18 protein-coding genes are annotated in these 13287 nt (G+C 36.4%); 17 read left to right on the top strand and 1 reads right to left on the bottom strand.

Going from position 1 to position 13287, the window contains the following annotated elements:
* Positions 1 to 315 (bottom strand): transposase family protein (locus tag HHT355_RS03415; RefSeq protein ID WP_146039165.1); only part of this gene is annotated, 315 nt, incomplete at its 3' end.
* A gap of 306 nt (positions 316 to 621) precedes the next feature.
* Between HHT355_RS03415 and HHT355_RS03420 the strand changes: the two genes are divergently transcribed.
* From HHT355_RS03420 to arsD, 17 genes are all read left to right on the top strand, one after another.
* Complete coding sequence (locus HHT355_RS03420; protein ID WP_087758846.1) at positions 622 to 1272, top strand: hypothetical protein; 651 nt, start codon at positions 622 to 624, stop codon at positions 1270 to 1272.
* A 65-nt stretch (positions 1273 to 1337) separates the two neighbouring features.
* Positions 1338 to 1676 (top strand): recombinase family protein, encoded by a 339-nt coding sequence (locus HHT355_RS03425; RefSeq protein ID WP_242967517.1) that lies wholly within the window; start codon positions 1338 to 1340, stop codon positions 1674 to 1676.
* A gap of 490 nt (positions 1677 to 2166) precedes the next feature.
* On the top strand, positions 2167 to 3639 hold the full coding sequence (gene istA / locus HHT355_RS03430; protein WP_103202041.1) for an IS21 family transposase: 1473 nt from the start codon (positions 2167 to 2169) through the stop codon (positions 3637 to 3639).
* Positions 3632 to 4318, top strand: a complete 687-nt coding sequence (locus HHT355_RS03435) for an ATP-binding protein (RefSeq protein ID WP_027621466.1) — start codon at positions 3632 to 3634, stop codon at positions 4316 to 4318. Before istA ends, HHT355_RS03435 begins: the two co-directional genes overlap by 8 nt.
* 455 nt (positions 4319 to 4773) lie before the next feature.
* Entirely contained in the window at positions 4774 to 5169 is a 396-nt protein-coding gene (locus tag HHT355_RS03440) for a (deoxy)nucleoside triphosphate pyrophosphohydrolase (RefSeq protein ID WP_003520699.1), read from the top strand.
* The gene (locus HHT355_RS03445; protein WP_003520701.1) at positions 5162 to 5992 is read left to right on the top strand and encodes an HNH endonuclease; all 831 of its coding nucleotides are present in this window, start codon (positions 5162 to 5164) and stop codon (positions 5990 to 5992) included. The genes HHT355_RS03440 and HHT355_RS03445 overlap by 8 nt, the downstream gene beginning before the upstream one ends.
* A gap of 38 nt (positions 5993 to 6030) precedes the next feature.
* Positions 6031 to 6432 (top strand): hypothetical protein, encoded by a 402-nt coding sequence (locus HHT355_RS03450; protein ID WP_103202042.1) that lies wholly within the window; start codon positions 6031 to 6033, stop codon positions 6430 to 6432.
* A gap of 44 nt (positions 6433 to 6476) precedes the next feature.
* The gene (locus HHT355_RS03455) at positions 6477 to 7211 is read left to right on the top strand and encodes an endonuclease III domain-containing protein (protein WP_103202043.1); all 735 of its coding nucleotides are present in this window, start codon (positions 6477 to 6479) and stop codon (positions 7209 to 7211) included.
* A 56-nt stretch (positions 7212 to 7267) separates the two neighbouring features.
* On the top strand, positions 7268 to 7810 hold the full coding sequence (locus tag HHT355_RS03460) for a LysM peptidoglycan-binding domain-containing protein (RefSeq protein ID WP_103202044.1): 543 nt from the start codon (positions 7268 to 7270) through the stop codon (positions 7808 to 7810).
* A 97-nt stretch (positions 7811 to 7907) separates the two neighbouring features.
* A complete protein-coding gene (locus tag HHT355_RS03465; protein ID WP_242967518.1) occupies positions 7908 to 8381 on the top strand; it encodes a hypothetical protein in 474 nt (157 codons plus the stop codon).
* Positions 8382 to 8479: 98 nt separating this feature from the next.
* Complete coding sequence (locus tag HHT355_RS03470; RefSeq protein ID WP_103202045.1) at positions 8480 to 9319, top strand: hypothetical protein; 840 nt, start codon at positions 8480 to 8482, stop codon at positions 9317 to 9319.
* 17 nt (positions 9320 to 9336) lie between these two features.
* Entirely contained in the window at positions 9337 to 9792 is a 456-nt protein-coding gene (locus HHT355_RS03475; RefSeq protein ID WP_103202046.1) for a hypothetical protein, read from the top strand.
* 520 nt (positions 9793 to 10312) lie between these two features.
* On the top strand, positions 10313 to 10648 hold the full coding sequence (locus HHT355_RS03480; protein WP_028845449.1) for an ArsR/SmtB family transcription factor: 336 nt from the start codon (positions 10313 to 10315) through the stop codon (positions 10646 to 10648).
* Complete coding sequence (locus HHT355_RS03485) at positions 10641 to 11186, top strand: DUF2703 domain-containing protein (protein WP_028845448.1); 546 nt, start codon at positions 10641 to 10643, stop codon at positions 11184 to 11186. Before HHT355_RS03480 ends, HHT355_RS03485 begins: the two co-directional genes overlap by 8 nt.
* Entirely contained in the window at positions 11183 to 12253 is a 1071-nt protein-coding gene (gene arsB / locus HHT355_RS03490; RefSeq protein ID WP_028845447.1) for an ACR3 family arsenite efflux transporter, read from the top strand. Before HHT355_RS03485 ends, arsB begins: the two co-directional genes overlap by 4 nt.
* Positions 12243 to 12875 carry a class I SAM-dependent methyltransferase gene (locus HHT355_RS03495; protein ID WP_028845446.1) on the top strand — a complete coding sequence of 211 codons (633 nt, stop codon included), beginning with the start codon at positions 12243 to 12245 and terminating at the stop codon, positions 12873 to 12875. The genes arsB and HHT355_RS03495 overlap by 11 nt, the downstream gene beginning before the upstream one ends.
* 15 nt (positions 12876 to 12890) lie before the next feature.
* Positions 12891 to 13286, top strand: coding sequence for an arsenite efflux transporter metallochaperone ArsD (arsD, locus tag HHT355_RS03500; protein ID WP_103202047.1), 396 nt, complete (start codon positions 12891 to 12893; stop codon positions 13284 to 13286).
* Position 13287 lies beyond the last annotated feature (1 nt).

A 13287-nucleotide genomic window follows, 5' to 3' on the forward strand; every position in this document is an offset into this window, starting at 1 on the left:
GTATTGAGTAAGACGAGTGGTTCGTTGCTGATATCTAGCTAAAAAGGGATATTTTTCATAAAAACGTTTTCCACACTTACAACGATACCGCCTTTTTTTAAGAATTAGATAGCAGTCTTTGAACTGTAAAGGTAAATCTTTAATTTTTTGATAACGGTAATCATGTATCTGTTTAGTTTGTTGATGACAACAAGGGCCAATCTGTGTTGTGGCTTTTGTTTCAATATAAATTTTTAAATAATTATCTGCGTGGTTGATTTTTTTTACAAAAATACCTTCCAAATTTAATAAAGATGTGATATGCTTATTAAGCATATTTATTTACCTCCTGGTGGTCTACTTATTGACTGGCACTGGGAGGTTTTTTTATTATAAACTAAAATGCTGGGGTTGTGAACTAAATGATTCACTTACCCCAACATTTATTATAGAACCTATTTTTATTGATTGGGGAAACATATCAACTGCCATGAAAATAATAGGGTTGAGTTGACAGCTTAGATTTTTTGTAGGGGTTGAGGAGATGGAATAGATGTGATAAAGTGAATAAATAGACTAATCATAATATCATATTATTGACACAATGTTAAATAGGCTTATTTTATAAAGGGGAATAAATAAATGATAAATATTACTAATATAAAAGGTATTTCAAATAGTTATCCAGAAGAAATTGAAGGAACAAATGAATGGTATTCATGCAGAGAAGGAACAGTTGAATATTGTGACTTATATGAAGCGCAAGAGATATTTAATAACGATGGATTTTTTAAAGGAATGAATTATCACTTAATCCATTATCCTGATGGGGAAGTACATTCACCATTTCAAATCCAAGGGAATGTATATGTTGAAAAACCTATATGGAATAATGGGATATTTAATTTTTTAGTTGTTGATTTTCATGAAAAGCTAATTAAAATTAAAAAATATATCCCAGAAAAACAAAAATTAGAAGTTATTACTGAATTGTCTTTATCAGAAGTTGAAGACTGCTATAACTTAAAGCTTGAAACAACGCCACTTACTCTTGGAAGAAGTGGAAATGATGGCTTCTATGAAATTGTTTGGCCAGAAAAAAAGAAAATTGCAATTGGAAAAACAGAGACAGTATTATTTCGGGATGGGGATAGGTTGTATCTATCTGAATGGTATGAAGATCCCGAATATCATGAAAATGTAATAGTAAGAAACATTCAAACAGGAGAAATAATAGAAAAAAGCGAAGGCTATTTACGTAGACTACCTAATAACGTGTACTGGAAAATCTAAATACAAATTAAATATTTTAAATATCGTTTATTTAGCAAAAAAGTGATATTGAGGAAGTGTGTCTTATGCCGTATAACCCCAAAATACATTTCATACCACCATTACCTCCAAAACGAGAAAAAAGAGTAGGCATATACTGTAGAGTTAGCAGTAATAGTGCTGAACAATTGAAAAGTTTAACAGCTCAAGTATCTGCTCTTACTAGATTAACAGCTGCTATACCACAATGGTTACTTTCTGATATCTATATAGATATTGCTTCAAGTAAAACAGGATCTTCTCGTAAAGAGTTTGCTCGTATGCTTGAAGATTGTCAATCTAATAATCTAGACATTATACTTACTAAGAGCATAAGCAGATTTGGCAGGGATACAGTTGATACACTTGAAGCCTTCCAAAAATAAATGACGAAGTAAAAGATAGGCTTATGAAAGTTGGTTTTGAAATAGAAAATTGCTCATAGTATATGCAACACTAAAGGGGCAAATTGGAAATTCGGTATTATTTGTACGAGAAACTCTACTGGTTGGAAAAGCATTACGTGAAATATGTAAAATGCGCACCTTTACCCTTATCGGGTTGTCAGGTTGTGCATAATATTAACAAGGGTTGTAATACAGTGGAGTCAGTGATATATATATAAGATTGTTCCTGCGAAAGGATTAAAACCACACATTTTATTTTAATAATCAGAATTTATCAAGTAATAAGAGTTGCTATGAATAGTAAATTGCAGGATTAAAAAAACATTGACATGAGAAGAACACCCAAATGGGTGTTTTTTGTTTTTATAATTAAGTCTGGTTTATAGACCCCTGATAATGAGGTGATGCCTATGCTTGTACCGCTATAGATGTTCGGCCTTAATAACAAAACCAAAGGAGGAAATCAATAATGATTGGAATCGAGCAATACCGAAAAATCCAGGAGTACAAAGCACTTGGACTTGCTCAGACAAGAACCGCAAAAGCACTGGGGATAACCTATTCTTCTGTCATCAAATACTGGAATATGAGCGAAGAAGATTATGTAAGGGAAGCTGAAAAGGAAAGGTACCACATGGATAACTATCGTCAGTACATACTGGAACATTTGAAAATTTGTCCACAAATGAGGGATACAAACATCTATCTCAAATTGGTGGAGGCCTTCCCTGATCTACAAGTTAAACGAGCTACATTCTACCGCTATATGAAAGCCTTAAGGGAACAGCACGGGTATCCGCATGCCAGTAAACGTAAAACCTCACCCCGTGAAATTTCTCCACCGGGATATGAAGCGCAGGCGGATTTTGGTCAATACAAACTTAAGGATATGTACGGGCGAATTGTACGAATATATTTCTTTTGCATGGTTCTGAGTTATAGCAGAATGAAATTGGTTTATCTTTCACCGGATCCCTTTACAACCAAAACAGCCATTAAAGCTCATAACTATGCATTCCAATATTTTGGAGGAAGTACACAGACTATTCTTTATGACCTTGACCGTGTCTATGTAGTCAGTGAAAATCTGGGGAATATCATATTCGTACCCGCCTTTGAAGAATATGTTAAGCGTATAGGTTACAGTGTTTCGCTATGTAGACCAAGAGATCCTCAAAGTAAAGGCAAGGTTGAAGAGGTGATTGGATACATAAAGCAAAGTTTTCTTGAGGGCAGGATATACACCGGAATTGATTGCCTTAACAGTGCTGCCCTTGCATGGTTGGATAGGGAAGGCAACGGGCGAATACATACTGTGACCAGAAAAGTGCCGCGTGAAATGTTCATGGAAGAGCAAAAATACCTGTTCCATGTCAAACCTTATTCCGAAGTATCAAGCACTGTGGCCTCCTTTGATAAGGATGGAGTGGTAAGTTATAAAGGCAACCGTTATCTGATTAATACAGGTATGATGGATGTTCATAAACGCATTCGCATTGAAGATGATGTTGAAATGCTTTTGTTCTATGATGCTGAAACAAATGATTTATTGGCTAAATATCCAGTCACAGAAGATACCGGGCAGTTGTTCAAACCAGAAGAAAATTACAGCAGAGACAGGGTTTCTTTAACCATCATAAAACAATATTTTGCAGAATACGAAATAGCTCAGGAATTCATTCGTCGGATGGAGCAGCAACAGCCGAAATATTTTAATACACATTGCATTCGATTATACCGGATGACAAGGTTTTATACAATTGGACAATTGCTTGATGGAATAGAATACTGCATTGATACTGAACGCTGCAGTGCCTATGAGCTTTTGGCTTATCTCATGTATCAGTACGGAGAGCATATAGCTAAGAAGTTTTTGCCGAATCAGCAGTATTTTAACCATTTGGCGAGGAGTAAAGAAATAAGGAGGGAAATCGATGGCTGATATAACAGAAATCCGTGAATTAGCTCAAAAACTTAATCTTTGGAATATCGCAAGGGGATATATTGATTTGAACGATGAGAAACTATCAAACCTTGACTATCTTAAGATGGTGTTAGAAAAAGAATTGGAGATTAGGGCCAGACAAAAACACACCAAGCTGAGGAAGGCAAGTAAGCTTCCAAACAAAGCATTTGACGCATCGAATTCAAACAAGGGCTTAAAATGGCAGATTAAACAGTTATCCAACCTGACATGGCTTAAGGAAGAGCAAAACTTAATCCTGCTGGGAAAATGCGGGACGGGTAAGACCGGTCTTGCAGCGCAACTTGGAGAAACTGCAATCAGCAATGGACATAAAACCTATTATGCGCCTTTTGATAATTTTATCGCAGTGGCAGAAAAGAAAGCCACAAATCCAAAAGCAGAAGCGATCTTTTCTTATATGCAGGAATGTGACTTAATTATTATTGATGATGTCTTTTATGTGGAACCAACCAGGGCAGAACTGCAGGTTTTCTACCGGGCAGTTACCTTTCTTAATGAAACCAGAAGCATTATTTTTATAACCAATCGTGAACTGTCAGCATGGATAGATGCAGCTGAGGATAAGCATCTTTGCCAGACTTTATTGGACAGAATGACGGTCAATTGTCAAATTGTTCGTTTGACTGACAAGTAAATAAAAACACTCACTTCTTTTTTAATAGGGGCAAATACCTCGTTTGAAAACAATGCCGAAAAACGGCTTAAAATAGATGCAAAAAATCTCACGAAATTCAAAGAACTGCTTAACTTTTGAGATTTTCTGCAGTTTATAGGGTAGGGGGTCTAAATCTCTACCGCTTTTTACCCCGGAAACGGGCGGGGGGTCACGCGCGAAAAATCGCAGTTTCAAACGTGCCGCCAGTTGAGGAGGAAACCTTCTTAATTGGCGGTGTTTATTTTATATAATTGTATAAACAAATATATAGACAAATAATTTTTTGTATTATATAATTGTAGCAATATGGTTAATTATGGAATATATTCAGGTAAGTGCAAGGAGTGAGTGCTACCTAACATGTTTGGCAGGTTTACCATATTAAATTGTAGGATAAATATAGCGACTTTGAAGAGATATAAGAGGTGTAAGCTATGAATAGAATTAGAGTCGCAGCAGGAGTTATTACAGATAATGATAAAGTTTTAATTACTAGACGTGCGCCAAAAGAAAATTTCGCTGGAGGCTGGGAGTTTCCAGGTGGGAAGATTGAAGCTAATGAAACTCCTGAAGATTGCCTTATTAGAGAACTTAAAGAGGAGCTTAATATAGATGTTTCTATTGATAAATTTTGTACTGAGGTAACTCACGATTACGGTAATATAAACATTAATTTAATTGCCTATTATTGTACAATAACTGACGGGACAATTCAGATATCTGTTCATGATAAGTATAAATGGGTTAGAATAATTGATTTACTAAAATTTGAACTATTGCCAGCAGATATACTGATTGCAAAAAAGGTAATGGAGGATTATTATGAGTAGTTTTTGCAAATTTAAAATTGGACAAGTTGTAACCCATTCAGATATTATAGCTGAATTTAAGTGCGGAAATATGGGGGGAATGCGCCGGTCAAAAGCAACCAATTCCCTAGTTATAATATCTGATCATACAAAAGGCCTGTATGAAGATAAATGGTTTGGAGATGTTTTGCATTATACGGGTATGGGTAAAAATGGGGACCAAGATTTGAATTTTATGCAAAATAAAACACTAGCAGAATCTGATAGAAATGGTGTAGAAGTTCATCTGTTCGAAGTACTGGTACCTACAGAATACATATATCGTGGCCTTGTATCTTTGGCAGGTAAGCCTTATCAGGAAATACAAAAAGGTGAAGATGGGGTTCCAAGAAAAGTATGGATGTTCCCTTTGAAGTTACAAACCGGTTCACAGGCTATTCCCGAAGAATCCTTTATTAAATACATTAAGGAAAAAGAAAAGGTAGCTGAAAAATTAACACTGAATGAGTTAAAAGAACGTGCAGAGCAAAATGAAAGTGATAAAGTAAGTAGTCGTAAAGTTACAAGCAATGTTTTTATTAGAGATGCATTTGTAGCAGAATATGCTAAACGAAGAGCCAATGGTGTATGTCAACTATGTGGGCAAAAGGCTCCCTTCAATAATAAAGAAGGCATTCCTTATTTGGAGTGCCATCATATAGAGTGGCTTTCAGAGGGAGGAAGCGATACTATTGAAAACACTGTTGCACTATGTCCAAATTGTCATAGGAAAATGCATATTTTAAACTTATCTTCTGACAAAGAAAAATTAAAAATTCAAGCAAAAATCAGGTTATCCAAATAAAGCATAGGTATACAGAGCATGTTATGAGGTGGTTAATCGTGGATATTAAAATAGATAGTTTAATTCCTTATGATTCATTGAAAACAAATATAGAACATGTATTTTCTATCGTTGATAAAAACGGGAAAGTCGTTCTGCTTAAAGATAATAAGCCAGCTTATATAGTCTTAAAATATGATGAAAACAATTTAACTGATACAGGAATTGGCATGCAAGAAATGCCTAACTATACACTTCATGAAGCTATGAGAATTGTCTTGTCAGAGGCAGAAAACAAGACGATGCATGCAGCTGAACTTTCCGATGAAATATATAGGCGCAGGCTGTATTTAAAAAAGGATGGCAGTAAGGCGGAATATACACAGATAAGGGCAAGGTGCGGGCATTACCCGGATATGTTTGAAGCATTGCCGGGAAACCGTATCAAATTAAAAGATTAAAGTATAGCGCTAAGCATGAGGAGAAGCTATGGAAAGGTGATAATATGGCGGAACATTTGCTTGTAACAATAGGAAAAGCACGATTTAGTGATTCACAAAGACATCTTATTCCTTTTGTTAATGACATAGAACATGATAAATTTCTTAACGATATTGAAAACACGCCACATGCTTTTGTTTTAGCCTGCTTGATGGATAGGCAGATTAAAGCGGAGCGGGCGTGGTCAATTCCCTTTAGAATAAAGGAGATTCTAGGAAGTTTTAATATTGATGATTTAGCTAGTATTTCGCTGGAAGAGTACAAGAATATTTTTAATAGGAATATATTGCATAGATTTAACGAGATAATGGCAGAAGTGTTTTATTCTGCAGTTCAGGATATTAAAGTAAAGTATAATGGGGATGCTTCGCGAATATGGAGCAACAACCCTAGTAGCGCAAAAGTGGTTTATGAATTCTTGCAGTTTAAAGGAAGCGGCAAAAAAATTGCCACAATGGCGGCTAATATTCTTGCCAGACAATTTAAGATCCCGTTTTCTGATTATTACTCAATTGACATATCACCAGATGTGCATATTCTAAGAGTAATGCGACGGACAGGTTTGGTTGACAATAACGCTGATTTAGATTCAATTATCTATAAGGCAAGAGAGTTAAATCCTGAGTTTCCTGGGATTATAGATTTTTCATGCTGGGAGATCGGACGAACCTGGTGCAGGCCGAGTAATCCTAATTGCAACGAATGTATTATTAATTCTGAATGCAAGAAGAGGGTTTAAACAATTTTTACATAATAAGATATATTTTGCGGCAGTTTGCCTTGGAGGTGATATAGTTGAAACGTATAAGTGTTCTACTTGTAATAGGACTGGTAATTATAATCCTTGCTGGCTGTGGAGGGGTAGAAACACGAGAAAAAATATTTCCGGATGGTAGGAAACTTATAATTGATGCTTCTGGAAAAATCATATCTGATAGTAATCCTGAACCACTTGAAGGGTATACCTATGACGAACAGACAGGACGATATGTTAATGAAACTACCGGCATTTGGTATATCGTTGAAAATGGGCAAAAGGTAATACCGCCCGAAGAATACTTTGATCCTGATGAAGTAGGCATACCCAGCGGTATAAATATTTCAAACCGTCCCGACGATGTATGGGAACTTAAAGAGGTACGTGAGGTAACCATTCAATCAGGAGATACGCTGGTTGATATTATCAACCCGTACTTTATGAATGAACATTACAGAATGAATTATGAATGGTATGCTAAACAGGTTCTGGAACTTAACAACATTACCGACCCTAACTTTATAAAAGCGGGAGAAACTTTAAAGATACCGATTTATATTGACAAAGGTGCAAAAGCATGAAACAGTTAAAAAACGTGTTGCTGTTCTCTGCCTGGTTTCTATAAAAGACCGGAACAGGGTATTTTTATTATTGTTAAGCTGAAAGGGATGATAAAGATTGGTTCAAATACAATCATTGATGCGGTCTGTAATAAACTTTTATAGTTTTAACAACAGAAATGCTCCCGTAGTAATCAAAAGAGTAAAAGAACACGACAGTGAAAGAATGTGCATGGACAGACTAGAAAGAGCAATTTTTGACTCATGTGATGAAGACTGCAAGGCAACTCCATCAAGATATGCAATATGGGGAGAAGACATCCGTAGCCTTAGTATTTCTGCAAAAGAAGCAATGAAAAACGGGAACATCGAACAAGCAGAAAAATCAATGAATCAAGTTATTAATAGTATGGGCGCATTTATAGACGCTCAATTGATACTCAGCAATTTGCCTGGAAACATCAGCTTTGTAAAATCAAAAGATATTATTAAATCCTATATAACCAGCTTACTAGAAAACAACGAAGCATCAGATCCTGAAACGGACTATTTAATTGACAGTATGAAAGAGATAATGAACAGCATTGAATAAAGGGATTGATTAATAAAAGAGCTATTCATCAAGCAGCCATAAGTCGGGAATTTAATTCCTTATTAGATAAAGTCAGTGCTATTTTAGGAGGTGAGCAAATGCTGAGTATTGAAGAGTATATTGCTCGTAGAAAAAAAGAGGATAGACTCAATGAATTTGATATTGAAGCACGTTCTCAAAATTTAAAAATTTGTGTGGATTACGTATTTGAGTACTTTAACAACTATTTGAATACTACTGAAGCCGAAGAAAAAACAGTACTTCATAGTGAAAAATTAGACAAGTATCGTAAGCAGCTTCAAGATTATGAGCCTGAAATTAGAGAATGGGTGGTGGGTATTTACGATGAATATGGAAAACAGATCCACAGGTATATCGGTAATATACTGAGAGAGTATGAACTGTTTTTCCTATATAATACGGACAGCGAGTTTAGAAATATTTCATATGATTGCTATACTAAACTTATTAAAAAACTGCCATTTCTTAAAGATCAGACTGAAATGCTTTTCCTTTTTATCAAAGATTATCATCGGGTTCAAAGCCAAAAGCATTTTGAGTTTGGAGTACCGACTATTACTGAAGAAATTAGTGATTGGATCAATAATACATGGACAAAATATCAGGTTAATCTTCTTGCTTTTGCATATGATTGGATAAATAATTTTTATGATAATGAGGAAATTTGGCCTTCAACACATAGAAAGAAGAGTCAATATACTTGGAGAAAGTATGACTACGATTATAAGCAGAAAAGTAATCTCTTTAATATTGATTCACTATACAGAAGAATGCCGAAAAAGCCCTTTATAAAAGGCAGAAAGCAAGAATTTGAAATTCTGTTTATGTATTATTGGCTTCATGATATGGTAGGCGATGACGAAGGATATTGGCAGCAATATTTAGAGACTGTCTTGCCAGTATTAAAAAGGGAATAGCACAGGGGGTGTTCCGATTGCAGATACAAAAAGTAAGAATTATATCGAATAATATATGCTTTGGTCCAGAACCACTTCCTGATGACGAAGTGGAACAGCATTTGACTATATCTGCTAGTGGTAGAATATGGTTTACAGGGTATAAGTATGGAAATGGTTTTGGTCGGTTCGAGATTTCTAGAAAGCAACAGTTTAATATAGGAAAATCCGCAGTAAAGGAAATATTGGAGCTTTTCTCACAGTATATAGAAAGTGAACAATTGACTTACTATGCTACTGATATAGGAACTTGGGAAATGAAAATTACAGATACGGACGGTAAATCTCATAATTTTAAGGGGGCACTTTGTGGTGGAGTGACGGTTGGCGATACTGATCTGACATATTATTTGCGCGAACAAATTCCAATTCAAAACTTGTTCGTTTTTGAGGATAATTTAATGGAGCCAGATGAGAATCAAAATGGATTATAAAGTAAGGGGGTGGAGTGTTGTTTTTATCTCAAATTAAGTTAAAAGATAGTGAACCGTGTCCATGTGGTAGCAATATAAGTTTTCAAGATGTGTATCGGATATGGACTAAAAAATGCTGCAAAAGACAAATCTGGAAAAGTATACGAGCAAGCAACCAAAATTAATTTGTTTTTATAATTTAGTGGGTATGCTCCTATATACCTCGGTTTTACTAAAAACAGCCAAAAATCCATTGATATGTTCCTGTAAACGTAAGGTTCAGATTAGATGTTTTTAAGGGATTCTTTTGAGGTTGTGTGGTGGTTGGATGTAGGTGTGAAAATGAAAAACGTTGTTTTTACAATCTACACGGTTATTTAAGCATCCGTAATTAGCGGATGCTTCTCTATTTTAATGAAGAAACAGCTCCGCTAAAAATGTTCATGAAATATTTTATTTAAAATTTATATATCACATTGACGTTTTTCGATTTGACGCATATAATATATCATATCGAAGTTTTTAGATTTGAGGTGATGTTATGGATTACTACTTGGATAACACGAAAGTGTTTAAAGCGTTGGGAGATCCCAAAAGAGCGATGATTGTAGATATGCTTTCCTGCGGGGAACTTTGTGCCTGCAATATTCTGGAGAAGTTTGAAATGTCCCAATCCACACTGTCTCATCACATGAAAATCCTGTGTGAATGTGGGATTGTTAAAGCGCGGGAAGAAGGTAAATGGACGTATTACTCTCTGGATGATGATACTATCAGCAAAACAAAACAGTTTTTCTGTGCTATCACTTCCAATAAGGAAAATTGTATTTGCAAAGATAACTCAATTTGTTGTAAGGGGTGTAATGAAAATGAGTAAATGTTGTTGTTCTTCCGAGAATTGTTGCCAGCCGCAGCCAAAAAAACCTATCAACATTGATTTTCTGTATCTGGACACGACCGTTTGCGGTAGATGCCAGGATACTGAAAAGGCACTGGATGAAGCAGTTTCCAGCGTAGCCGTGGTACTTAATGCGGCAGGTTATGAAGTCAAGGTAAACAAAGTAAATATTACAACGAAGGAGTTGGCAATTAAATATCAATTTATCAGTTCGCCGACCATCCGCGTGAATGGAAATGACATCGCAGTAGAGCTCAGAGAATCACTTTGCGAGGATTGTGGAACGCTTTGCGGAGATAATGTTGACTGCCGTGTATGGGTATATAATGGAGTCGAATACACGTCCCCTCCAAAGGAATTGATTGTGGACGCCATCCTGCGCGAGGTATATAACACCGGGCAACGTGAGCCTGAGCGCAAAGCCTATCAGCTTCCTGAAAATTTAAAGAAATATTTTATAGCCAAGGCATACAAGGATAAAGCTGAACGGTGTGAGAAAGGCGGTAATACGATATGAGCAGAGAAAAAACACAAGGAATCGGTTTCTTTGAAAAATACTTAACGGTTTGGGTGCTTCTTTGTATGGCAGTGGGTATCCTGATTGGAAAGTTTTTACCTGGAATCCCAGCGTTTTTAGGACGTTTTGAATATGCAAATGTTTCAATACCTATGGCGATTTTAATCTGGCTTATGATATATCCAATGATGCTAAAAGTAGATTTTCAAAGTATTAGAAATGTAGGCAAAAATCCTAAGGGGCTTTTCGTTACATGGATAACCAACTGGTTGATAAAGCCTTTTACCATGTTCGGCATTGCATGGCTGTTTTTCTTCGTAATTTTTAAACCTCTAATTCCGGCAGAATTGGCACAAGACTATCTTGCGGGAGCAATACTTCTTGGAGCGGCACCGTGTACAGCGATGGTATTTGTATGGAGTTATTTGACCAAAGGCAACGCGGCTTATACTGTCGTGCAAGTGGCAACAAATGATCTTATAATTCTCATAGCTTTCACGCCTATAGTTGCGTTTCTCCTAGGTGTGGGCGGTGTAACCATACCCTGGGACACTCTTATTTTGTCTGTAGTATTGTTTGTTGTTATCCCGCTGGCTGGTGGTATAATTACCCGTAATTACATTACAAAAAAGCGAGGACTAGATTACTTTGAAAAGAGTTTTATACCGAAGTTTGGGAATATCACTACCATAGGTCTATTGCTAACACTAATAATAATCTTTTCATTCCAGGGCGATGTAATTCTGAATAATCCACTGCATATTGCTTTAATTGCTATACCATTAATTATTCAGACTTTCCTAATCTTTTTCATTGCATATCTAGCAAGCAAGGCTATAAAACTACCTCATGAGATAGCAGCGCCTGCCGGTATGATTGGTGCCTCTAACTTTTTTGAACTGGCAGTTGCCGTCGCGATTTCATTATTTGGAACACAAAGTCCAGCTGCACTTGCTACCATTGTAGGGGTTCTAACAGAAGTACCTGTTATGTTGATGTTAGTAAAGATAGCGAATAATACAAGGCACTGGTTTCCTGCGGAAGGAGGGCTGAATAGTGAGCAGTAAAAACTATTTCGATAGTGTATCAGACCAATGGGATACGATACGCCAGACCTTTTTCTCTGATAGTATTCGGGAAAAATTGTGTGAAGCAGCTCAAGTAAAAGAAGGATCAACGGCTGTTGATATCGGCGCAGGTACCGGCTTTGTTACGCAAGAATTGCTTAACAGGAAGCTTCGTGTCATAGCGATAGACCAGTCCAAGGAAATGCTCAATGTATTGGAGCAAAAGTTCGGTTCAAGCGGTGCAATCACCTGTATTCAGGCAGACGCTTATACGCTACCTTTAGAGAGTGAAAGCGTTGATTATGTAATGGCAAATATGTTCTTGCATCACGTTGAAAAACCGGGGCAAGCGATTTTAGAGATGACACGTATATTAAAGCCCGGTGGTAAATTAGTAATTGCCGATTTAGACCGGCATGATTATGAGTTTTTACGGAAAGAGCAGTTTGATGTTTGGCTTGGTTTTGAGCGCTCAGATATTAAGAAATGGTTTGCTGAAGCAAACCTATCCAACATAAAAATTGAAGATTTAAATGAACAATGCTGCTGCGATTCCTGTGAATCCTGTAGTAGTGCAGCAATTAACATCTTTATTGCTTCAGCCGAAAAATCATCTATATAAAAGGAGTTGATCGTTATGAAAAAAATGAAAATATTCGAACCCGCTATGTGCTGCCCAACTGGACTCTGTGGTGTGGGAGTAGACCCTGAACTTTTGCGTATCTCTACAGTGCTTGACACGTTAAAAAAACATGGTGTAATTGTTGACCGCTTCAACCTTAACAGTGCACCTGCTGAATTTATAAAAGACAAGACCATCAACGCCTATATCAATGAAAAAGGAACAGAGGGATTACCAGCAGTAATGGTTGATGGCGAGATTGTCATTACAGGCCGATACCCTACCAATGAGGAATTTACAAAGCTGCTTGATCTTCCCGAGGATGTGTTGGGAATAAAGAGGAAGCCCATAACAGTAAAGGTTTCTATGAAAAAATCCGGCGGCTGTAATTGCAAGGGAGGTTGCTGTTAAA

Source organism: Herbinix hemicellulosilytica (assembly GCF_002904165.1).
In the GTDB taxonomy this organism is placed as follows: Bacteria; Bacillota; Clostridia; order Lachnospirales; family Lachnospiraceae; genus Mobilitalea; species Mobilitalea hemicellulosilytica.